The organism is Rhodanobacter sp. FW104-R8, from assembly GCF_001617365.1.
GTDB lineage: Bacteria > Pseudomonadota > Gammaproteobacteria > Xanthomonadales > Rhodanobacteraceae > Rhodanobacter.
The window spans coordinates 89,734-112,008 of the sequence record NZ_LVJR01000026.1 but is presented as its reverse complement, the minus strand read 5'-3'; the positions used below and the strand labels follow the sequence as shown (position 1 = coordinate 112,008).

Annotated in this window: 20 protein-coding genes; 11 read left to right on the top strand and 9 right to left on the bottom strand. The window is 69.2% G+C overall.

The features are described from left to right. Positions 1 to 87: 87 nt before the first annotated feature. Positions 88 to 1,647, top strand: a complete 1,560-nt coding sequence (locus RHOFW104R8_RS08195; RefSeq protein WP_068094438.1) for a CehA/McbA family metallohydrolase — start codon at positions 88 to 90, stop codon at positions 1,645 to 1,647. Here the strand turns inward: RHOFW104R8_RS08195 and RHOFW104R8_RS08190 are convergent. Both RHOFW104R8_RS08190 and RHOFW104R8_RS08185 read right to left on the bottom strand, forming a co-directional pair. Beyond that, a complete protein-coding gene (locus RHOFW104R8_RS08190) occupies positions 1,628 to 2,356 on the bottom strand; it encodes a ComF family protein (RefSeq protein ID WP_068094435.1) in 729 nt (242 codons plus the stop codon). The genes RHOFW104R8_RS08195 and RHOFW104R8_RS08190 overlap by 20 nt on opposite strands. Before the next feature lie 13 nt (positions 2,357 to 2,369). Next, positions 2,370 to 2,576, bottom strand: a complete 207-nt coding sequence (locus tag RHOFW104R8_RS08185) for a hypothetical protein (protein ID WP_068094433.1) — start codon at positions 2,574 to 2,576, stop codon at positions 2,370 to 2,372. A 154-nt stretch (positions 2,577 to 2,730) separates the two neighbouring features. Here RHOFW104R8_RS08185 and bioB point away from each other — a divergent pair, with 154 nt between their 5' ends. The 5 genes from bioB to bioC are packed head-to-tail and all read left to right on the top strand — an operon-like array spanning position 2,731 to position 7,560. Beyond that, a complete protein-coding gene (gene bioB, locus RHOFW104R8_RS08180) occupies positions 2,731 to 3,774 on the top strand; it encodes a biotin synthase BioB (RefSeq protein WP_068094432.1) in 1,044 nt (347 codons plus the stop codon). Then, on the top strand, positions 3,761 to 4,948 hold the full coding sequence (gene bioF / locus RHOFW104R8_RS08175; RefSeq protein ID WP_068094430.1) for an 8-amino-7-oxononanoate synthase: 1,188 nt from the start codon (positions 3,761 to 3,763) through the stop codon (positions 4,946 to 4,948). Before bioB ends, bioF begins: the two co-directional genes overlap by 14 nt. A gap of 46 nt (positions 4,949 to 4,994) precedes the next feature. Further along, positions 4,995 to 5,903, top strand: coding sequence for a sulfurtransferase (locus RHOFW104R8_RS08170; RefSeq protein WP_068094427.1), 909 nt, complete (start codon positions 4,995 to 4,997; stop codon positions 5,901 to 5,903). Continuing rightward, positions 5,900 to 6,685: a pimeloyl-ACP methyl ester esterase BioH gene (gene bioH, locus RHOFW104R8_RS08165; protein WP_068094422.1), complete on the top strand. Its 786-nt coding sequence runs from the start codon at positions 5,900 to 5,902 to the stop codon at positions 6,683 to 6,685. Before RHOFW104R8_RS08170 ends, bioH begins: the two co-directional genes overlap by 4 nt. Next, positions 6,682 to 7,560, top strand: coding sequence for a malonyl-ACP O-methyltransferase BioC (bioC, locus tag RHOFW104R8_RS08160; protein WP_068094420.1), 879 nt, complete (start codon positions 6,682 to 6,684; stop codon positions 7,558 to 7,560). Before bioH ends, bioC begins: the two co-directional genes overlap by 4 nt. A 118-nt stretch (positions 7,561 to 7,678) precedes the next feature. Here the strand turns inward: bioC and RHOFW104R8_RS08155 are convergent, their stop codons facing one another. The 3 genes from RHOFW104R8_RS08155 to RHOFW104R8_RS08145 all read right to left on the bottom strand — a co-directional run bounded on the left by RHOFW104R8_RS08155 (position 7,679) and on the right by RHOFW104R8_RS08145 (position 10,241). Further along, positions 7,679 to 8,527: a hypothetical protein gene (locus RHOFW104R8_RS08155; protein WP_068094416.1), complete on the bottom strand. Its 849-nt coding sequence runs from the start codon at positions 8,525 to 8,527 to the stop codon at positions 7,679 to 7,681. A 90-nt stretch (positions 8,528 to 8,617) separates the two neighbouring features. Then, the gene (locus RHOFW104R8_RS08150) at positions 8,618 to 9,358 is read right to left on the bottom strand and encodes a hypothetical protein (protein ID WP_068094414.1); all 741 of its coding nucleotides are present in this window, start codon (positions 9,356 to 9,358) and stop codon (positions 8,618 to 8,620) included. A 304-nt stretch (positions 9,359 to 9,662) separates the two neighbouring features. Continuing rightward, positions 9,663 to 10,241, bottom strand: a complete 579-nt coding sequence (locus RHOFW104R8_RS08145; RefSeq protein ID WP_068094621.1) for a DNA-3-methyladenine glycosylase I — start codon at positions 10,239 to 10,241, stop codon at positions 9,663 to 9,665. Between the two features lie 82 nt (positions 10,242 to 10,323). Here RHOFW104R8_RS08145 and RHOFW104R8_RS08140 point away from each other — a divergent pair, with 82 nt between their 5' ends. Together RHOFW104R8_RS08140 and RHOFW104R8_RS08135 are read left to right on the top strand one after the other, a co-directional pair. Further along, positions 10,324 to 11,220 (top strand): DMT family transporter, encoded by an 897-nt coding sequence (locus tag RHOFW104R8_RS08140; RefSeq protein WP_068094411.1) that lies wholly within the window; start codon positions 10,324 to 10,326, stop codon positions 11,218 to 11,220. A gap of 67 nt (positions 11,221 to 11,287) precedes the next feature. Beyond that, a complete protein-coding gene (locus tag RHOFW104R8_RS08135) occupies positions 11,288 to 12,415 on the top strand; it encodes a sterol desaturase family protein (RefSeq protein ID WP_068094410.1) in 1,128 nt (375 codons plus the stop codon). A gap of 126 nt (positions 12,416 to 12,541) precedes the next feature. On the opposite strand, the gene RHOFW104R8_RS08130 is transcribed toward RHOFW104R8_RS08135, so the two are convergent. From RHOFW104R8_RS08130 to RHOFW104R8_RS08120, 3 genes are all read right to left on the bottom strand, one after another. Then, positions 12,542 to 13,750 (bottom strand): hypothetical protein, encoded by a 1,209-nt coding sequence (locus RHOFW104R8_RS08130; RefSeq protein ID WP_153021699.1) that lies wholly within the window; start codon positions 13,748 to 13,750, stop codon positions 12,542 to 12,544. 152 nt (positions 13,751 to 13,902) lie between these two features. Beyond that, positions 13,903 to 14,850, bottom strand: coding sequence for a pyridoxal-phosphate dependent enzyme (locus tag RHOFW104R8_RS08125; protein WP_068094402.1), 948 nt, complete (start codon positions 14,848 to 14,850; stop codon positions 13,903 to 13,905). Further along, positions 14,850 to 15,851 (bottom strand): aldose 1-epimerase, encoded by a 1,002-nt coding sequence (locus RHOFW104R8_RS08120; protein ID WP_068094399.1) that lies wholly within the window; start codon positions 15,849 to 15,851, stop codon positions 14,850 to 14,852. Before RHOFW104R8_RS08120 ends, RHOFW104R8_RS08125 begins: the two co-directional genes overlap by 1 nt. A 70-nt stretch (positions 15,852 to 15,921) precedes the next feature. Here RHOFW104R8_RS08120 and pepN point away from each other — a divergent pair, with 70 nt between their 5' ends. After that, positions 15,922 to 18,585, top strand: a complete 2,664-nt coding sequence (gene pepN, locus RHOFW104R8_RS08115) for an aminopeptidase N (RefSeq protein WP_068094397.1) — start codon at positions 15,922 to 15,924, stop codon at positions 18,583 to 18,585. A 72-nt stretch (positions 18,586 to 18,657) separates the two neighbouring features. Here pepN and RHOFW104R8_RS08110 read toward each other — a convergent pair whose 3' ends face one another. Beyond that, complete coding sequence (locus RHOFW104R8_RS08110) at positions 18,658 to 18,843, bottom strand: hypothetical protein (protein ID WP_068094396.1); 186 nt, start codon at positions 18,841 to 18,843, stop codon at positions 18,658 to 18,660. 598 nt (positions 18,844 to 19,441) lie between these two features. On the opposite strand from RHOFW104R8_RS08110, the gene mnmG reads away from it, so the two are divergent. After that, complete coding sequence (gene mnmG, locus RHOFW104R8_RS08105) at positions 19,442 to 21,319, top strand: tRNA uridine-5-carboxymethylaminomethyl(34) synthesis enzyme MnmG (RefSeq protein WP_068094619.1); 1,878 nt, start codon at positions 19,442 to 19,444, stop codon at positions 21,317 to 21,319. A gap of 63 nt (positions 21,320 to 21,382) precedes the next feature. Then, positions 21,383 to 22,153 (top strand): RDD family protein, encoded by a 771-nt coding sequence (locus RHOFW104R8_RS08100; protein ID WP_068094394.1) that lies wholly within the window; start codon positions 21,383 to 21,385, stop codon positions 22,151 to 22,153. The last annotated feature ends 122 nt before the right edge of the window (positions 22,154 to 22,275 follow it).

Here is a 22,275-nt window from a genome sequence, read left to right as displayed (position 1 = left end):
CGCGCCCGACGGCCGCCCGCCGACCCGCCACCGGCCACGGCCGCACGCCATCACACCCCCGCCACCGGCCGCCATCGGAAATCCGCCATGAACCCGCGCCTGCGCCACCGCCTGACCCACCTTCTCGCCGGCCTGCTGCTGGCTGGCCTGATGCTGTTGCTCGGCATGGTGCAGGCCGCCACCAGCCGGGCCGGGCACGCGCAGCCCGGCCTGACCTTGCATGGCGAACTGGACGGCACGGACAACCAGACCTACCGCATGCTGCCGTTCGAGGTGCCCGCGGGCACCAGCCGCATCACCGTGCAGTTCGACTACAGCGGCCACGACGACGAGCGCACCACGATCGACCTGGGCCTGCTCGGCCCGGACGGCTTCCACGGCCAGGACGGCTTTCGCGGCTGGAGCGGCGGCTCGAAGCACGTGTTCACCGTGTCCGCCACCGACGCCACGCCCTCCTACCTGCCCGGCGCGATCCGCCCGGGCCGCTGGAGCCTGCTGCTGGGCATCCCCAACATCCGCCGCAACAGCCGCTCCCGCTACACCGCGAACATCTGGTTCGGCCGGCCGGACGACCCCGCGTGGGAACCGGCCGTGCTGAATCCGCCGCTGCGCCGCGACGCGCGCTGGTACCGCGGCGACCTGCACATGCACGACGCGCACAGCGATGCCAGCTGCGCCAGCCAGTCCGGCCAGCGCGTGCCCTGCCCGCTGTTCCTCACCGTCGAGGCGGCGGCGCGGCAGGGCCTGGATTTCATCTCGATCACCGACCACAACACGGTGTCGCAGGCGAACCCGATGCGCGAGCTGCAGCCGTACTTCGACCGCCTGCTGCTGATCCCCGGCCGCGAGATCACCACCTTCAGCGGCCACGCCAACCTGTTCGGCAGCACCGCGCCGGTGGACTTCCGCGTCGACGGCCGCGAGGTGAAGGACTGGAACACCCTGCTGCAGCGGATCGCGCCGCTGCACGGCCTGCTCTCGATCAACCACCCGGTCCGCCCCAGCGGCGAGAACTGCATGGGTTGCGGCTGGACCGCCGTGCCGCCGGTCGACATGGCGCAGGTGCAGGCGATCGAGATCGTCAACGACGGCGACGCCGGCACGCCCCTCTCCGGCGTGCCGTTCTGGGAACAGCAACTCGCCCGGGGCTACCGGCTCACCGGCATCGGCGGCAGCGACAACCACGATTCCTCGCTGACCGCGGCGAAACCCGGTTCCAGCCTGGTCGGCCGGCCCACCACGGTGGTGCACGCCGCGGAACTGTCGATGCCGGCGATCCTGGCCGGCATCCGCGCCGGTCACGTGTTCGTCGACGTGGAAGGCAGTCGCGACCGGCTACTGGAACTCGACGCGCGCAGCGGCGGGCAGCACGCCACGATGGGCGACGCCCTGCGCGCCGACGCGGGCGCGCAGGTCCACTTCGAAGTGCATGTCGTCCAGGTATCCGGGAAAAGGCTTGCCGTGCTGCTCGACGGCAAGCCGTTCGCCCCGGCCGTCGATGCCGCCATCGGCGATGCCGACCAGCGCATCGGCTTCGACTGGACCAGCGACGGCCGCGCGCACTGGCTGCGCGCGGAGGTCCGCGACGACGCCGGCAAACCCCTGCTGATCGGCAACCCGGTCTATCTCAACCCTGCGCGCCGCTGACCCGCGGCGACGGCGCCCGCGCCAGCGCCCACACATCCACCCGCTGCACGCCGGCGCGGCGCAGCACGCGGGTGCATTCGGCGAGGGTGGCGCCGGTGGTCATCACGTCGTCGAGGATCGCCACGTGCGCGGGCAGCACCACGTCCTGGCGCAGGGCGAACGCGCCGTGCACGTTGCGGCGGCGACCGATCGCGTCGAGTTCGGTCTGCGCGCCGGTGGCTCGATGGCGCTGCAGCGCGTCCGGATGTACCGGCACGCCGAGCGCGCGCGCCAGTGGCCGGGCCAGTTCCAGCGCCTGGTTGTAGCCGCGGCGGCGCAGGCGGCTGCGATGCAGCGGCACGGCCAGCAGCAGCTGCGGTGGCTTGAGCGGCAGCCGTTCCCCCAGCCACAGCTGCGCCAGGACGCGGCCGGCAGCCAGGTCGGCCTGGAACTTGTAGCGCGATTCCAGCCGGTCCAGCGGCCAGCCGTAGCGGAACGGCGCCCATGCCGCATCCCACGGCGGCGCGCGGCGCTGGCACTCGCCGCACCATGCTGCCGGCGTGGCCAGCGGCAGGGCGCAGCGCGCGCAACAGCTGCGGTTGCGCGGCAATTCGTTCGCGCAGGCGGCGCACAGGTCGATGCCGTCGCCATGATGGCCGCCGCACAGCAGGCAGCGCGGCGGCAGCACGAAGCGCTGCAGGCGCCGCCAGGCTGTCACCAGTGCATCCATGCCGGGCTCCGGCTCAACGGCCCGGCTTGTACAGCGCCGCGTCGAGGATCGACCACAGATGGATCAGCCAGCCGAGCAGGACGATCCACAGCGCCGCGGCCAGCACGAACATGACGACCGCCATCAGCAACCGCCCCTGCACCAGCTGGCCCAGCCCCGGGATGAAGAAACTGCAGATCGCCGCGATCACGTTGCCGGTACTGCCCTGTCCTTCGCTCATCTGGCCGACTCCCTCGGGTGGTGTGGTGGTTCGAGCGGCGATGGTAGCGGCAGGGATGCACCCGTGTGCCGTCAACCATTCGCACAAGTATTCAGTTGACACGCCCCGGAACGGCTTCCACACTTTCGCGCTTCCTGCAGGGAGTACCCGTTCCATGGCCGACACTGCCATCCGCCACGACTGGAGCCGCGCCGAGGTGGCTGCGCTGTTCGCGCTGCCGTTCAACGAGCTGCTGCATCGCGCGCACACGGTGCACCGCGAACACCACGACCCGAACGCGGTGCAGGTATCGACCCTGCTGTCGATCAAGACCGGCGGCTGCCCCGAGGACTGCGCCTACTGCCCGCAGGCGGCGCGCTACGACACCGGCGTCGCCGCGCAGAAACTGATGGATGCTGACGATGTGCTGGAACGCGCCCGCGCCGCGAAAGCCGCCGGCGCCAGCCGTTTCTGCATGGGTGCGGCATGGCGCGGCCCGAAGGACCGCGATATTCCCAAGGTGGCAGCGATCGTGCGCGCGGTGAAGGATCTGGGCCTGGAGACCTGCGCCACCCTGGGCCTGCTCGGCGACGGCCACGCACAGGCGCTGAAGGACGCCGGCCTCGACTACTACAACCACAACATCGACACCGCGCCGGAGTTCTACGGCGAGATCATCCACACCCGCGACTACCAGGACCGTCTGGAAACGCTGGAACAGGTGCGCGACGCCGGCCTGAAGACCTGCTGCGGCGGCATCGTCGGCATGGGCGAGACGCGCGAACAGCGCGCCGGCCTGCTGCAGGCGCTGGCCAACCTGCCCGAGCACCCGCATTCGGTGCCGATCAACCAGCTGGTGCCGGTGCCCGGCACGCCGCTGGCCGATGCCGAGCCGCTCGACCCGTTCGAATTCGTGCGCGCGATCGCGGTGGCGCGGATCCTGATGCCGCGGTCGGTCGTGCGGCTGTCCGCCGGCCGCCAGCAGATGGACGACGCCGTGCAGGCGCTGTGCTTCTTCGCCGGCGCCGGCTCGATCTTCTACGGCGAAAAGCTGCTCACCACCGGCAACCCGGACGTGGAGGCGGACCGCGCGCTGTTCCGCCGGCTCGACCTGCATTCCATGGAGGTGGTCGCGCCAGCGGGCACGGTGCACGCCGACCTTCTCGAAAACGACGCTGCCGGCTGCGGGCAGGGCTGCGGCTGCAGTGCCGCGGCCTGACCTGCTCGAACGCATGGCCGTCCAGACGGCTGAACGTTCCCACGCCAACCTGTTGCGCCGGCTGCGCACGATCGACCACGCCAACGGCCCGTGGCTGGAAAGCGGCAGCCAGCGCCTGCTGTCGTTCTGCAGCAACGACTACCTCGGCCTGGCGCAGCACCCGCAGTTGGTCGGCGCACTCATCCGTGCAGCGCGGGAGGAAGGCGTCGGCAGCACCTCGGCGCACCTGATCTGCGGCCACCGCACCGCGCACGCGGAGCTGGAGGAAGCGCTGGCCGCCTGGACCGGGCGCGAGCGCGCGCTGCTGTTCTCCACCGGCTACATGGCCAACCTCGGCGTGCTGCAGGCACTGCTGGCGCGCGGCGACGCCTGCGTGCAGGACAAGCTCAACCACGCCTGCCTGCTCGATGGCGCCAGGCTCAGCGGCGCCGAACTGAAGCGCTATCCGCACGCCGACGTGGCGGCGGCGGCGCGCCGGCTGGCGGCGAATCCCGCTGCGGCCGCGCTGCTGGCCACCGACGGCGTATTCAGCATGGACGGCGACGTCGCGCCGCTGCGCGAACTGGCGCAGCTGTGCGCGCGCGAGCGCGCCACCTTGATGGTCGACGACGCGCACGGGCTCGGCGTGCTCGGCGGGCACGGCGCCGGCAGCCTCGACGCGGCGAACCTGGGCCAGCACGAGGTGCCGCTGCTGATGGCCACGCTGGGCAAGGCGCTCGGCTGCAGCGGCGCGTTCGTGGCCGGCCCGGCGGCGCTGGTCGAGGGCCTGGTGCAGTTCGCGCGCCCGTACACCTACACCACCGCGATGCCGCCGGCGCTGGCCGCCGCCGCGCTCGAAGCGGTGCAGCTGGCGCAGTCCGAAGCGTGGCGGCGCGAGAAGCTCGCCGTGCTGATCGGGCGCTTCCGCCGCGGCGCCGGCGAACTCGGCCTGCCGCTGGCGGCCTCGCCCAGCGCGATCCAGCCGCTGCTGCTGGGCAGCGCCGACGCCGCGCTGGAGGCCACGCAGGCACTGGAACGGCAAGGCCTGCTGGTGACCGCGATCCGCCCACCGACCGTGCCCGCCGGCCAGGCGCGGCTGCGCATCACGCTGTCGGCGGCGCACGAGGAGACCCACGTCGACCGGCTGCTGGGCGCGCTGGAAACGCTGCGTCTGCCGCCGGCGCGGCAGGCATGACCGGACGACCACGTATAATCGCCGCCTGCTCCGCCGATTCCCCCGCATGTCGATCGTCAACATCTCCGCCTACAAGTTCATCAGCCTGGACGACCTGCCCGCGCTGCGCGAACGGCTGCTCGCGCGCTGCGCAGCGCTGGCATTGAAGGGCACGATCCTGCTGGCGCCGGAGGGCATCAACCTGTTCCTCGCCGGCAGCCGCGCGCAGATCGACGGCTTCATGGCCGGCTTGCGCCACGACCCGCGCTTCGCCGACGTCGCGCCGAAGGAGTCGCTGTCCGACGTGGTGCCGTTCGGCCGCCTGCGCGTGCGCCTGAAGCGCGAGATCATCACCATGCGCCGGCCCGCGATCCGCCCCGAAGGCGGCCGCGCGCCGGCGGTGGACGCGCCCACCCTGCAGCGCTGGCTGGACCAGGGCCACGACGACGACGGCCGCGAGGTGCTGCTGCTGGATACCCGCAACGACTACGAGACCGATGCCGGCAAGTTCCCGCAGGCGGTCGACTATCGCCTCGCCAGTTTCACCGGCTTCCCCGCCGCGATCGCCGCCGACCGCGAACGATACATGGGCAAGACCGTCGTCTCGTACTGCACCGGCGGCATCCGCTGCGAGAAGGCCGCGCTGCACATGCAGGACCTCGGCATGCAACACGTCTACCAGCTCGACGGCGGCATCCTGAAGTACCTCGAACAGACCGACGGCACGCACTGGCAGGGCGACTGCTTCGTGTTCGACGGGCGCGGCGCCGTGGATGCAAACCTCGCCCCTACAAATTCACCCCCTCTCCCCTACGCGGAGAGGGCGGGGGTGAGGGGGCACGCTGGCGATGTCGCCCACTCGATGCTCGCTCCGAGCGGTTTTCCCGCAAGCACCTGCCCCTCACCTCAATCCTCTCCCCAAAGGGGAGAGGAAGCGAACGTAAAAAGCGCCTCACTCCATTGGAGCGAAGCATGAGCCTGTACGTCGACCGGCGCGGCCACGGCCCCGTCCCGCTGGTGCTGCTGCACGGCTGGGCGATGCACGGCGGCGTGCTGGCGCCGCTGGTCGAGGCGCTGGAAGACCAATGCACGATGTACGTGGTCGACCTGCCCGGCCACGGCCGCTCGCGCGGTTGCGGCCTGCCGCTGGAGCCGCACGCCTGCGCCGCGGCGATCGCCGGGGTCACGCCGCCGGCGGTCTGGCTGGGCTGGTCGCTGGGCGGCACCATCGCGCTCACCGCCGCGCTGGAACTGCCGCGGCAGGTGCGCGCCCTGGCGATGCTGTGCGCCACGCCGAAGTTCGTGCGCGACGCGGGCTGGCCGCACGGCGCCGACGGCCAGCTGGTGCACCAGTTGGCCAGCGACCTGGAAACCGACTACCACGATACCATCGAACGTTTCCTCGCACTGGAAGCGATGGGCAGCGCCGACCCGCGCGGCGAACTGCGCCACCTGCGCGAGCTGGTGTTCGCGCATGGCGAACCGGACCTGCGCGTGCTGCAGGAAGGCATCCGCATCCTGGAAACCAGCGATCGCCGCGCCGCCTTGCCGGACCTGCGCGTGCCCAGCGCCTGGATCAGCGGCCGGCGCGACCGGCTGGTGCCGCCGCAGGCGATGCAGTGGTCGGCCAGCCAGTGCGGCGGCGGCTACACCGAGATCCAGCAAGCCGGCCACGCGCCGTTCTTCGGCCACGCCGACGCGGTGGCGCAGGCGCTGCAGCCGCTGCTGGCACCCCTTTCCCTTGAGCAGGCGCGATGAGCGACTTCCAACTCGACCCCAGGCAGGTGCGCCGCCACTTCGGCCGCGCCGCCACCAGCTACGAACAGCACGATGCGCTGCAGCGCGAGGTGGGCGATGCCCTGCTCGAACGGCTGGGCTTCTACCTGGAGACGCCGCTGCGCGTGGTCGACGTCGGCGCCGGCACCGGCCGCGGCACCGCGCTGCTGAAGCAGCGCTACCCCAAGGCCGAGGTGATCGCGCTCGACCTGGCGCTGCCGATGCTGCGCACCGCGAAGCAGCACAGCAGCTGGCTAAAGCCGTTCATGCGCGTGTGCGCCGAAGCCACCCATCTGCCGCTGGCCGACCACAGCGTGGACGTGCTGTATTCCAACCTGTGCTTCCAGTGGGTCGACGACCTGTCCGCGCTGTTCGGCGAGTGCATGCGCGTGCTGAAACCCGGCGGCTTCATGGCGTTCTCCAGCTTCGGCCCGGACACCCTGAAGGAACTGCGCGCGGCCTGGGCCGAGGCCGACCAGCAACCGCACGTGGGCCGCTTCCTCGACATGCACGACGTCGGCGACGCGATGCTCAACGCCGGCTTGCGCGACCCCGTGCTGGACGTGTTCCGCTATACCCTCACCTACAGCGAACCGCGCAAGCTGCTGGAAGAACTGCAGGGACTCGGCGCCACCAACGCCGACCGCGCACGCGCGCGCGGCCTCACCGGCAAGGGGCGCTACCGCCGCATGCTGGCCGCCTACGAGGCGATGCGCACGGACGGCCGCATCCCGGCCAGCTGGGAAGTGGTGAGCGCCCATGCCTGGGGCCCGCCCGTGGGCCAGCCGCGCCGCGTCGGCGGCACCGAGATCGCCAGTTTCTCGATCGACCAGCTGCGCGGCTCGCGGCGGCGCTGACCTGGCGGCGCCATGAAAAAAGCTCCGTGCACACGCACGGAGCCGGATGGACCGAAATTTCCGGGCCGACCTTCGCGGCGCGCCATGGCGGCGGGCCGCAGGGTCGTCCGCGGTTTCCTCAGAAGCTGTACTTCAGCGACGCGCCCACGCCATAGTCCGGGCTGCCGTTGGCGAAACCGCCGAGCACGTAGGCCTGCAGGCGCAGGCTGTCGTTGAACTTGTGGTTCCAGTAGCCGGTCAGCTCGCTCTGCGGCGCGCCGCCGGTGGCGATTCGCTCGCGGTAGTAATAGTACGCGCCGATGTCGTCGCTGCCGCCGAGCTTGTAGCCCATGCCGACGTTCGCGTTGAAACCGTTCTTCAGCTGGATGTACTGCGAGCTGGTGTACTTCATCCAGCCGACGCCGCCGAACGCGGTCCAGTCGCCCATCACCTTGTAGGTGTCGAGCGAGATACCGTAGTCGTTCTTGCCGGTGCCCAGGCCCTTGTTCTCGTCGGCGGTGCCGAACTTCACCTTGCCGGTGAGATCGAGCCCGGCGGTCCGGTCCGCGCTGGTGAACAATTCGTAGCCGGCCGAAGCGACGATGTCGCCGAGGCCCGATGCCGAACCGCTGGCGGTCGTGCCGGTGCTGCCGCCACCGCCGGGAAGGACGCCACCGATCACATGGCCGAGACCGCGACCACGCGGATTGCCGTTCTTGACCTTGCCCACGCCGGGGATCACGTTGTCCGAGCCGCTAATGTTGATGTACGGCACGACCAGCTTGAACGTCCAGCGGTCGACGTCGTACTCGGCGGTGACCGGCACCGACCAGATGTCGGTGGTGTTGCTGGTTCCGTACTTGCCGCTGCTGTAGTTCGCGCCCGCGCTGAGGCTGAACTGACCGCTGTCCGACGTGGCGGCATGGGCCGCCGGTGCGCCGATCAGCAGCAGGCCGCCGGCGAGCATCCATTGGTGAGAGTTGCGCATGAACAGGATTTCCTTGCGATGGTGGGAAATGGCAGCAGGCCCGGCTTCACACCGGGCCTGCAAAGACTAGCGTGTCCGGAGCGGCTGGGCTCAGCCGCCCGGACGGCCGGTGTGGTCGGGATGCTCGGGGCGCTCCGGCTTGTTCGGGCGCTCCGGGCGCTCCGGGCGATCGGCCTTGGCCACGTGCTCGGGCTTGCCCGGGCGATCGACGTCATGGCCCTTGGCCTGCTCGACCCGTTCGACCTTCACGTGGGTATGCGCATGCGCGTCCGCCTTCGGCGAACGCATCACGTCGCCGAGCTTGAAACCCTCGGCCTTGGCGATCTGACCCCAGCCTTCGCCGGCGGCACGTGCGGCGAGGATGCCGTCGAGCTTGATGCTGGTGCCATTGGCCAGCACCAGGGTGCCGCCGTTGAGCGCGGCCTGCATCTCGGCGGCGGTCGGATCGGTGATGCCCGCCTTGGCCAGGCTGGCCTCGGCCAGCGACAGCGCGATCTTCACGTTGCCGTAGCCCATCGGGCCGGTGGCGGGCGTGAAGGTGGTGGACACCGTGGTCGTGGTCTTGACGCCGGTGGATGAGGTGGTGGTGACCGGTTCGCTGAGCGTGATCGCGGTACCGTCGCGCAGGCCCTGCACCAGCGACTGCGAGTTCGTGGTCGAACCGGCGAACGTGCTGAACTGGTTGCCCAGCGTGACCGATTCATGGGAGGTCGTGGCGGTGGTCGTCGTGGTCGTCGTGGTGCCGGTGGTCTGCGCCAGCACCGGCGACGCGGCCAGCGCGGTAAGTACGGCGGCACTGACCAGCTTGAGCATGAGGTGACGTGATTTCATTGAGTGCCTCCGAAAGTGTTGCGGTCAAAGATGACTGGACATGGCCAGATGCGTTGCTATCCCCTGCGATGCTTCGATGCACGTCGCCACGCCCTGTGAATGCAACGAACGACCGGCCTCGACCTGCGCAGCTTCCATCGCGGAACAGGGAATTCACAAGTGCGCGCGCCATTCCATTCAGCACGCGTTTTGCCCGCATCACGGCAAGCGTTCAAATATGTCGCGTTAGTGTGAAAGAACGCACATTTCCCGCGCTGCGCGATGACTCGGCACGCAATTTCCTGCAGAGCAGGCAACGTCGCGATCACACCTGCCGATGGCGGAAACAACCCGTCAGATGGTCGTTGACCATCCCTGTGGCCTGCAGCAGCGCGTAGCAGATGGTGCTGCCGACGAAGCGGAAGCCGCGCTTTTTCAGCGCCTTGCTCATGCGGTCGGACAGCTCGGTGCTGGCCGGCACCTCGGCGCGGTCGCGCCAGCGGTTGCGCAGCGTCCTGCCGCCGACGAACGACCACAGATAGACGTCCAGACTGCCAAACTCGCCAATTACCTGCTGCGCGGCGACCGCGTTGTCGCGGACGGCCGAGATCTTCAGCCGGTTGCGGATGACGCCGGGATCGAGCAGCAGCCGTTCCAGCTCGCGGTCGCCCATCGCGGCGACCCGGTCGATCTCGAAGCGGTGGAAGGCCTTGCGGTAGTTCTCGCGCTTGGCCAGCACGGTGCGCCAGGACAAGCCGGCCTGGGCGCCTTCGAGGCAGAGGAACTCGAACAGGGCGCGGTCGTCGTGCAGCGGCACGCCCCACTCGGTGTCGTGGTAGTCGCGCATCAGCGCGTCGCTGCCGGTGGCCCAGTGGCAGCGCGACGGCTCGGTGGTCGTGGTCATCATGGCTGGCGGATGGTCGAAAGGGGCGCCACAAGCTAACCCACGCCGCTAGACTTGTCGCCTCTCCCCGACCCGGCTTCCCATGTCTCCCTCGCCATCACGCGGCGCCCTGCTCGCGCTGCTCGCCACCATCCTGATCTGGGCCTACAGCTGGGTGGTGATGAAACAGGTGCTGGCGTACGCGGGGCCGTTCCATTTCGCCGCGTTGCGCTACCTGCTCGGTGCGGCGGTGCTGTTCGCCGCACTGCTTTTGACGCGGCAGTCGCTGCGGCCGCCGCCGCTGGGACCGACGCTGCTGATCGGCCTGTGCCAGACCGCCGCGTTCCAGGGGCTGGAACAATGGGCGCTGCTCGGCGGCGGCGCCGGCCACGTGGCACTGCTGGCCTACACCATGCCGTTCTGGGCCGTGCTGCTGGCGTGGCTGCTGCTGGGCGACCGCCCCACCCAGCGGCACTGGCTGGGGCTGGCGCTGGCCGCGTTCGGACTGGTGTGCATCATCGAACCATGGCACGACATGGGCAGCGTACTGAGCACCACCCTGGCGATCGCCGGCGGCGTCGCCTGGGCTGCCGGCACGGTACTCAGCAAGCGACTGTTCCACCGGCATGCACCGTCGGTGCTCAGCCTCACCGCCTGGCAGATGCTGCTGGGCGGCATTGCGCTCGGCGGTGCCGCGCTGGCGGTGCCGGAGCGCGCGATCGAGTGGAACTGGATCTTCATCGGCGGGCTGACCTACAGCGTGCTGCTGGCCTCCAGCCTGGCCTGGTGGCTGTGGTCGATCGTGCTGCAGCGGCTGCCGACCACGGTGGCCAGCGTGTCCAGCCTAGGCGTGCCGATCGTCAGCGTGCTGCTGGCCTGGCTGATCCTGCACGAGCGGCCGTCGCCGATGGAGGGGCTCGGCATCGTGTTCGTGCTGCTGGGACTGGCCGCGGTCAGCGGCGTGGGCGCGCGCCGGCGCAGCCGAGCCGGTTCGGGCTGAGCCGGTTCAGCCTGCGGGCCCGGCAACGGCGATAGAATGCGCCCCTACCGGATTCGCAGAAAAGCCGATGTTCGATCTCTCCCTGTGGTGGGCTCACCTGGTCAGCTGGCTGAGCGGCCATGCCGTGGTGCCGGTGCTGGATGCGCTGCATCTGGACGGACTGACCGGCAACCCCGAGGACATCGCCGCCGCGCTGCTGATCGCGGCGCTGCAGATCGCCATCATCGGCTTCGTGTTCCGCCCGCTGGAGACCTTCTTTCCGGCGGAAAAATGGGCGGACCGCAAGCTCACCCTGGTGGACCGCAACTACACGCTGCTGATGCTGCTGGGCATCTTCCCGCTGTTCACCTACCTGGTGCTGATGCCGTTCAGCCACCTGTTCGGCGGCGCCGACCCCGGCGCCACGGGCACCGGCTCGCCGCTGGCGCTGAAGGCGCTGGTGCCGTGGTTCAACGACCATCCGTATGCGCTGTTCGCGGTGTACTACGTGGTCTACGACTTCACGTACTACTGGATGCACCGCACCCAGCACGCGCTGCCGTGGTGGTGGGCGCTGCACAGCATGCACCACAGCACGCGCCAGATGAACTGCTGGACCAACGACCGCGGCAGCCTGGTGGACGGCTTCATCCAGTCGATGATCCTCGCCACGGTGGGCCTGGCGATCGGCGTGGACCCGGACGAGTTCGCCTGGCTGATGCTGATCGGCGAGCTGGTACAGAACTTCTCGCACACCAACACCCGCGTCGGCTTCGGCCGGATGTTCCAGCGCGTGTTCGTCGACCCGCGCTTCCATCGCCTGCACCACATGCTGGTGGATCCGGAGCGGCCCGGCCTGCACAACTGCAACTTCGGCCAGGTGCTGTCGGTATGGGACGTGCTGTTCGGCACCGCGCTGTACGGCGAGCCGGCGCGCCCCACCGGCGTGGGCGATCCGGTGGTGGACGCCGACAACAACTACGGCCTGGTCGGCCTGCACTGGGCCGCGCTGAGGCGCTTCTGGGGCGCGGTGCGCACGCTGGACGGCTGGAAGCCGGGCGAGGTGGCGTTCGATCCGGTGAGCTATCGCCCGATCCCGGTGGCCCAGCTCGACCTGCACGCGCTGGCGCACCACCTGCCGGGCGGCAGCGCCCACCCCGCCCCGGCCGGAGTGGCCGCGGGCAACGCGGCCATCGAGGAACCCACGACAGCTTGAGAGGTTAGATCCAAACGATAACGCGTAGAGGCCCACATCACTGGCTTTGAATACAACGCACTCGTATGAATTGAACTTGGAACCGATGTTCGACGAGGCGAAAAATTGCGTCGCGGTGGGTAGATTCTACCGGACCTTACGGGGCGCAGAGGCAATCTTGAGAGTACCTTGCTTCACCACCACCGAATAGATTTTCGTCTTAACAGGCGGTGTCGACGGGGGCTTTGTTGATGCAGCTCCTGCACGTTCGGACGCCTTGGGGGAGCGAACCTCTCCATCTCGGAAGGTTGCGCGACCAGCGTTGAAGTAGAGATCGTTATTCATCGCCGTACCCCGTGTGCTTGTGCTCCAAAGCCGGAGCGTTGAGCAACTGCAATCCTTCTCCCTGCTTGATGACGCCGATGTGGGTACGTCCCCCACCGTCGGAATGCCACGAGCGAAGCGCTGCATGCCGGATTGTGTATTCACAAGCATTTCGACCAAGTGAATGGCGTATTGAGTCGATAGATTCGCGTAATCAATATCGGCCCGAAACTGTTGCCATGGTAATGTAGTCGGTTGATGCTCAGTGACTTGGATTTCCAAGTCCTCTGGCAAGTTGATATTCTTATCAATCAATGCCTTAGATAAATCGGCGATAGTCAACTCTCGCTGCGCAGTCATGGCCTTAGAAAGCTCCCGGCCAACCGCGGATCTAAGCTGAGAGTCAACCGCCTGAATCAGCCGTTCAACATAGTCCGCCTGTCCTGCCCAGCACAGTCCTGAATGAGGCGCTTCGTCAAACTGCTCAGCAAGCTGGTTCGCCATGGTATCTGATCGGTAGATCTTCCCATGTGGATCATCCTTGCCGTACCCGGCGATGAGGAACTGGACTGTCGCCCGGTAATTCTGCGGTATGTCTTTCTGATCTCGCGCCCAAATTTCGCCGATGAAGTCAGTAAAGGCACGAGCCACTTGCTCGACTGTGCGGTATTCGGCTCGGCTTTCTACTGTCTGCCGTCTAAAGCGCTTGGCCAACTCAGCGATCGTCGAGCCTTCAAGAATCGCAAGTCCCGAGGTCACCGCACCAACAACAGTGTCCTTGCTCTCGTCTTCGTAAATGCAAAACATCTTGTTGACACCGCTGAACACATGCGTCGCGACCGGCCTCATCGTGTCGAATCGCAGCGGGATCAACATGTTCCCGTCTTCGTCAAGCAGTGGCATCCCATCTTTGTCGCACGCTGGCTCGGCCCCATGCATGTACGGAAAAATCGCCGACTGGATGATGCTAGAGAGGCTATCGCAGCCAAGAACAATGCAGTCGGCTGTCGCCAACGCAATATTGATCGTCATCCCGCTCCCCTGTCGGATCATCCCTAATTGCCAAGGAGGAACTCTACTACTGCTTGCCCCGAGCAAGGCAATGGGGGGTGCACCATCGTTGCGGTAAATCTAGCGGCTAGGCGCAGAAACTTAAGTTGATCGCGATGTTGCCTTAGTTGATCTCACCACGGCAGCGCGTCGAGATCCACGTTGCCGCCGGTCAGCACCAGGCCCACGCGGCGGCCGGCGAAGCGCTGGCGCTGCTGCAGCACCGCCGCCAGCACGGTGGCGCTGGACACTTCCACCACCTGCTTCAGCTCCGACCACAACAGGCGCATCGCGGCGACGGTTTCCACGTCGCTGACGGTGATCGCTTCCACGCGGTGCGTGCGCAGCGCGTCGAGGTTGTGCTCGCCAACCAGCGCGCGCAGGCCGTCGCAGACCGTGTCGGGCACCACGCTGGTGACCCGGCTGCCCTGCGCCAGCGAGCGCGCCGCGTCGTCGGCACCGAGCGGCTCCGCGCCGAACAGCGCCAGCGCCGGGTCGACGCCGTGCGCGGCGATCGCCACGCCGCTGGCCAGGCCGCCGCCGCCGACCGGGGTGACCAGCGCGTCCAGCCCCGGCACCTGCTGCAGCAGCTCCAGCGCGAGGGTGCCCTGGCCCGCCATCACGCGGGTGTCGGCATACGGGTGCACCAGCTCGGCGCCGGTGGCGCGCTGCACCTCGGCGCACTTCGCCTCGCGCGCGGCCTGGGTCGGCGCGCAGCGGTGCAGCACCGCGCCGGCGCGCTCGATCGCCTCGAGCTTGGCGCGCACCGCGCCTTCCGGCACCACCACGTGCGCGGCGATGCCGCGGGTGGCGGCGGCCAGCGCCAGCGCGTTGCCGTGGTTGCCGGAGGAATGGGTGACCACGCCGCGCGCGGCCTGCCCGTCGCTGAGCGACCACACCGCGTTGCAGGCGCCGCGGAACTTGAACGCGCCGCCGCGCTGCAGGTTCTCGCACTTGAAGTGCAGCTCTGCGCCGCTCAGGGCGTCCAGCATTGCGCTGCGCAGCACCGGCGTGACGCTGGCGTACGGCGCGATCCGCGCGGCGGCGTCGAGAATCTGCGCGAAATCGGGCAAGGCATCCATCACGAAACGATCTCCACGCCACAACGGAAGCGGCGCTCGGCGCCGGGTTCGAGCCGGACCGCCGCCGCGCACTCGGGCCGGTTGAACGCGTCGGCCATGCACTCCATCGGCTCCAGCGCGACCGCGCGCCGCGCATCGCGGCTCACCGTGTCAGCGGTGAACGCGTGCAGCACGCCGCGCTCCTGCCACACCGCGATGCCGAAGCCGCTGGCGGGGTCGCGCAGGCGGGTGCGGACGCGTCCGTCGGCATCGGCTTCGAGGTCGGTATAGCCCTGGTCGATGATGCTGTCGCCGATCCGCCGCGGCTCGCGGAAATCCAGCGCCGGCGCATCGTCCAGCGCCACGTACGCTTCCGTCCCGTCCAGCGCGATCAGGTCGGCGCCGGTGCGGATCAGGGTCTGCGCGGGAATCTGCAGCTGCCAGTCGTCGACCTCGCCGTCGGCCACGCGGAAATACGGATGCCAGCCGAAGAAACACGGCGCAGCGCGATCACCGACATTGCGCATGCATGCCTCCAGGGTGAGGCCGCCGTCATCCAGGGTGAACGTCACGGCGAGGTCGATCGCATGCGGGTAGCCGGGCTGCGGGCGGATCGCGCGGGTGGCCAGGGTGGCCTGCGCGCGGCCGTCGTCCGCGTCCAGCGCCGCGATGTCGAAATCCACGTCGCGCACGAAGCCATGCCGACTGGCCCGCGCGGCGCCGGTCACGCCGGGCTGCAGATCCTGCAGTTGGCCATCGAAGCGGTAGCGCGCATCGGCGATGCGCCCGGCGAACGGCGCCATGATCGCGAAGCGCGAGCCCGCGCGGGCGGCGACTTCGGCCGCATCGCGGTAACCGTCGGCGAGATCGCGCGCGACTCCGGCAACGTTCGCCTCGAAGCTGAACAGGGCCGCTCCGCGTCGCGCGATGCGCACGCGCCGGCCGGCGCCGGCCTCGGCCAGCACCACGATTTCCCGCTCGCCGAGACGGTCATGTCCGGCGGCATATCGCGTCGCATCCACGGGGGTTCTCCTGCGGCTGAAACACCCCATGTTACCCTGACCAGTCCCCATTCCTCCGTGTTCTCCCCCCATGCATGCACTGCCGCAACCAGCCACTTCGGGCCTGATCCGCCTCCGCGACTACCGCGCGCCCGCCTGGCGGGTCGAGGCGGTCGAGCTGGAGGTCGACCTCGGCATCGACGCCAGCGAAGTGCTGGCGCGCCTGCAGCTGCGCCGAGACCCCGCGCAGGACGCGCCGCTGCGGCTGGACGGCGAGGGCCTGCAGCTGCTGTCGATCGCGCTCGACGGCAGGCAGTTGCCCGCCAGCGCGTACCGCTACGACGGCAGCGTGCTGGAAGTGGACGGCGCCCGCGACGGCAGCGTGCTGGAGACCCGCGTGCGGCTGCGCCCGGCGGCGAACACCGCGCTGGAGGGCCTGTACCTGTCAGGCTCGCGCGAGACCGGCTTCCTGCTGACCCAGTGCGAGGCCGAAGGCTTCCGCCACATCACCTTCTTCGCCGACCGGCCCGACGTGCTGTCGCGCTACACGATCACCCTGCGCGCCGACCGCACCCGCTTCCCGGTGCTGCTGGCCGGCGGCAACCCGGACGGCGCCGGCGAGCTGGAGGGCGGCCGGCACTGGGCGCGCTTCGTCGACCCGCATCCCAAGCCAAGCTACCTGTTCGCCCTGGTCGCCGGCCGTCTGGAGGTGATCGAGCGCGACTACGTCACAGCCGACGGCCGCGCGGTCACGCTGAAGATCTGGGCCGAGGCCGACGCGATCGGGCGCTGCCACTACGCGATGGATGCGCTGGAGCGCGCGATGCGCTGGGACGAGCAGGCCTACGGCCGCAACTACGACCTCGACGTGTTCCACGTGGTCGCCACCCACGACTTCAACATGGGCGCGATGGAGAACAAGGGCCTCAACATCTTCAACGCGAAGTGCCTGCTGGCCGCGCCCGACTCGACCACCGACGAGGAGTACCGCCACGTCGAGGCGGTGGTGGCGCACGAGTACTTCCACAACTGGAGCGGCAACCGCGTCACCTGCCGCGACTGGTTCCAGCTCAGCCTGAAGGAAGGACTCACGGTGTTCCGCGAGCAGAGCTTCTCGGCCGACATGAACTCGGCGCCGCTGAAACGGATCGAGGACGTCGCCCTGCTGCGTCGCGCGCAGTTCCCCGAGGACGCCGGCCCTCTGGCGCACCCGGTGCGTCCGGCGCAGTACAGCGAGATCAACAACTTCTACACCGCCACGGTGTACGAGAAGGGCGCCGAGCTGGTGCGCATGCTGGCCGGCGCGCTGGGCCGGGACGGCTTCCGCCGCGGCATGGACCGCTACTTCGAGCGCAACGACGGCCGCGCCGCCACGTTGGAGGATTTCCTCGGCGCGCTGGGCGAGGCGAACGGCACCGATCTCACGCCCTACCTCGCCTGGTACGCCCAGGCCGGCACGCCGCGGCTGAAGGCGCAGGGCCGCTACGACGCGGCCAACCACACCTACACGCTGACGCTGGCCCAGCACATGGCCGGTGTAGCCGCGACCGAAGCCCGGCCGCCGCTGCCGATCCCGGTGAAGCTGGCGCTGTTCGCGCCGCACGGCGGCATGCTGCCGCTGCATCTGGACGGCCAGACGTCCAAATCCGTCACCGAGCAGGTGGTGGTGCTGGACCGGTCCGAGCGGAGCTTCGTCTTTACCAACGTCGCCACCGCGCCGGTACCGTCGCTGCTGCGCGGCTTTTCCGCGCCGGTGATCCTGGAATGCGACTACACGCCGGACGAACTGGCGCTGCTGCTGGCCCACGACGTCGACGGCTTCAACCGCTGGGAGGCGGGCCAGCAGCTGGCCACGCGCGCCTACGAGAACCTGCGCGACGGCAGCGACGGCAGCGACGGCACCGCCCTGCAAGCCTGGTGCGACGCACAGGCCCGGCTGTTCGGCAACGCCGTCATCGACGACGCGTTGCTGGCCGACCTGCTCACCCCGCCGGGCGAGATCGAGCTGGCCGAACGCGAGACCGCGATCGACCCGCAGCGCATCCATCAATTGCGCCAGGAATTGCAGCGGCGGCTGGCCGAGCGACTGGGCGCGGAAGCCTTGCGCCGACGGTATGCCGCGCTGGCCGCGCACACCGGTATCGAGCTCGACGCATCGAGCCAGGCGCGCCGCCGACTGAAACGCCGCATGCTGGAACTGCTCGCCCTGGTCGACCACGCCGGTGCCGGCGAACTGGCCGCCGCGCAGTACCACGACGCACCCGGCATGACCGACCGGCTGGCCGCGTTGGCCGTGCTGGTGCGCAACGACGCGCCGCAGGCCGCCGCGGCGCTGCGCGACTACCGCGAGCGCCACGCCGGCAACGCGCTGGCGCTGGACAAGTGGTTCGCGGTGCAGGTGCAGTTGCCGGGCGAGCCGGCGCTGGAGCGCGTGCGGATGCTGGAGCGCGATGCCGCGTTCACGCTGAAGAACCCGAACCGGGTGCAATCGCTGCTGGGCGCGTTCGTGCGCAACAACCCCAGCGGCTTCCACCGCATCGACGGCGCCGGCTACCGCCTGCTGGCCGAGCGGCTGGTGGCGCTGGATGCCCTGAACCCGCAGGTGGCGGCGCGGCTGGCCACGGCGTTCAATGGCTGGCAGCGGTTGGAGCCGCGGCGGCGCGAAGCGGCGCATGCGGCGATCGCGGAACTGGCCCGGCACCATGGACTCTCCCGCAACCTGGCCGAGATCGTCGACAGCGTGCTGAACCACTGAGCGGCCGCGGCGCCATCGGGCCGCTGCGCAGGCCCGTGGCGCCCCGCTCACCCATGCGGCGGATGGCCGGATTCAGACGGCCAGATGATCGAGGGCGTCGAGCAGGCTCTGCATGCGCGACTCCAGGTCCGGCTGCAGCGCGTTGCGCTCGCTCTCCCCGCGCCCGCCCAGACCCTCAATGGCCATCTCGACCTGGCCGAGTTCGACCAGCAGGTCGTGGTACGGATAAACCGGTTGGAAATCGCGACTGGTGTCCATGGCGAACCCTCGCTTGGCTGACGAGGAAACGGATGCAACCGCCGTGCCATCTGTGACGTCCATCACGACCCGTCCGCGCTATTCATCACGCGACTGACGCAACACGTCATCAGCTGCCGCGATCGGGCAGAAAATCCCTTTTCAGTCACCCCATGTTCACGCATTCGCGGCGATTATCGCTTCCACGTTCCGCGGCAATACGGCGGTGCGCGCCAGCAGATTTCCGGTTTCTGGCGCTCGGCAATACGGTCATCCTGGATTCCCCCTGTTCCTGAGACCGCCGGGCGCCAGATCTACAAGCACGAGGCCCCGCGGCTGCCAAGCCGCGGGGCCTCGTCTTTGTGGCGTTTGCCGGATTCTCCGGCGGCACAAAATGGCGACGGCACCCCGAAGGGTGCCGTCTTGCTTCCTTTCCTGGTACGCGATCGAACCCCTGTCCGTCCGATCTCGGCGCGCGTGGTCGCGCAGCGTCTGCCCATGAAAGTGCTGACTTCATTGAAGCAGGAAGCGTGCCAGTTGCCCGGATCAGCTCGCAAGACCTTGATGGCGCTACCATGGCGCCCCGTTTCGTCACTTTTTGCACGCCCAGGTCAGCCCGATGCGCCACCCGACCCACTACGACGTCATCGTGATCGGCGGCGGCCACGCCGGCACCGAGGCCGCGCTGGCCGCCGCGCGCGCCGGTGCGCGCACGCTGCTGCTCAGCCACAGCATCGAGACGATCGGCGCGATGAGCTGCAACCCGGCGATCGGCGGCATCGGCAAGGGGCACCTGGTGAAGGAAATCGACGCGCTGGGCGGCGCGATGGCGCACGCGGCCGACCGCGCCGGCATCCAGTGGCGCACGCTGAACGCGTCGAAGGGCCCGGCCGTGCGCGCCACCCGCTGCCAGGCCGATCGCGCGCTGTACAAGGCGGCGATCCGCCGCATGGTGGAAACCCAGCCGAACCTCGAACTGTTCCAGCAGGCGGTGGACGACCTGGCCATCGAGGGCGGCCGCGTCTGCGGCGTGGTCACCCAGATGGGACTCTCGTTCGGCGCAACCTGCGTGGTGCTCACCGCCGGCACCTTCCTCGCCGGCAAGATCCACATCGGCCAGGCGCAGTACGCCGGCGGCCGCGCCGGCGATCCGCCGGCCAGCACGCTGGCGGCGAAACTGCGCGAGCTGCCGGTCGCCGCCGACCGCCTGAAGACCGGCACGCCGCCGCGTATCGACCGGCGCAGCATCGACTTCAGCGGACTGGAAGAGCAGCCCGGCGACGCGCCGGCACCGGTGTTCTCCTACCTCGGCGCGCGCGACGAGCACCCGCGCCAGGTCAGCTGCTGGATCACCCACACCAGCGAACGCACCCACCAGATCATCCGCGGCGCGCTGGACCGCTCGCCGCTGTACACCGGCCAGATCGAGGGCGTCGGCCCGCGCTACTGCCCCTCGATCGAGGACAAGGTGGTGCGCTTCGCCGAGAAATCATCGCACCAGATCTTCATCGAGCCGGAAGGGCTGGACACGTTCGAGATCTACCCGAACGGCATTTCCACCTCGCTGCCGTACGACGTGCAGCTTGCGCTGGTGCAGTCGATCAGGGGCTTCGAGCACGCCCACATCACCCGCCCCGGCTACGCGATCGAGTACGACTACTTCGACCCGCGCGGACTCCACCCGTGGCTGGAGACGAAGGCGATTACCGGCCTGTACTTCGCCGGCCAGATCAACGGCACCACCGGCTACGAGGAGGCCGCCGCGCAGGGCCTGGTCGCCGGCCTCAACGCCGCGCTGGCGGTGCAGGGCAAGGCGCCGTGGCATCCGCGTCGCGACGAGGCGTACATCGGCGTGCTGATCGACGACCTCACCAGCAACGGCACCATCGAGCCGTACCGCATGTTCACCTCGCGCGCCGAATACCGGCTGCACCTGCGCGAGGACAACGCCGACCTGCGCCTCACCGAAAAGGGTTTCGAGCTGGGCGTGGTGCCGCAGGTGCGCTTCGACGCGATGCGCGCCAAGCGCGACGCGGTCGAACGCGAACTGCAGCGCCTCGGCGCGTTGTGGGTGGCCCCGGCGAACGCACGCGGCGCGGCGGTCGAGCGCCGGCTCGGCATCGCGGTCAGCCGCGAGACCAGCGCCATCGACCTGCTGCGCCGGCCCGAGCTCGATTACGCCAAGCTCGCCGGCGTGCCCGAGCTGGGCCCGGCGGTCGAGCGCGACGACGTCGCCGCGCAGGTCGAGGTGCAGGCGAAGTACGCCGGCTATCTCGAGCGCCAGCGCGAGGAGATCGAGCGCCAGCGCCGGCACGAGCACCTGGCGATTCCCGCCGGCTTCGACTACGACAAGGTGCGCGGCCTGTCGGCCGAAGTGCTGCTGAAACTGAAGCGCGCGTTGCCGGCCACGGTCGGCCAGGCCGCGCGTGTCGGCGGCGTCACCCCTGCCGCGATTTCGCTGCTGCTGGTGCACCTGAAGCGCCGCGACGCCGCCTGAGCCGCCCGCGCGGCAATCCGCTCATGGCATCATGCGCAACTTGACCAACACGGGAACGCACGCATGGAAATCTGGATCGGCCGCGACGGCGAACGGCATGGCCCGTACAAGGAAGACGACGTGCGCCAGTGGCTGCGCAGCGGCCAGCTGAGCCCGGCGGACCTGGCCTGGCACGAAGGCCTCGCCGACTGGCAGCCGCTGTCGGTGCTGTTCCCCGACGCGGCCGCCGCGACGCCTGCCGCCGCCAACCCCTACGCCGCACCGGCCGTCCCCCTGCTGCCGCAGACCACCGCCGTCGCGCTGGAGGACCATGCCGGCTTCTGGAAGCGCGCGGCCGCCTACATCCTCGACGCGATCGTGCTGTACATCCCGCAGGTGCTGATCGAGAAAGCCTTCGGCGGCGATGCCGCCAAGGCGGCGCTGCAGCAGGCCACGCTCGACGCAGCCGGCAACGCCGACGCCATGATGGCGGCGAACATGCACTACTACTCCGCGATGTGGCCGGCCATGCTGCTGATCCTCGTGCTCGGCGTGCTGTATTTCGCCGTGTGCGAAAGCTCGGCCTGGCAGGGCACGCTGGGCAAGCTGGCGCTGGGCATCCGGGTCACCGACCTGGAAGGGCGCCGGATCAGCTTCCCGCGCGCACTCGGCCGCTACTTCGCCAAATTCCTCAGCGCCATCATCCTGGGCGTCGGTTTCCTGATGGTGGCATGGACCCAGCGCAAGCAGGGCCTGCACGACATGATCGCAGGCACGCTGGTGCTGAACGGCCGCGCCAGCGAGTTCAAGCCGAACCAGGCCGCGTCCGGCAACGGCAACTCGTTCAGCGCCTGATCCGGCGAGCCCCCATCACGGCGCCGCGGTTGATCCGCGGCGCCGTTCTCGTTTGTACAACGGCGCGCCCGCAACCACTTGTTATTATCGACGGCTTGACCCTCTTCACCCGACGCCACGCA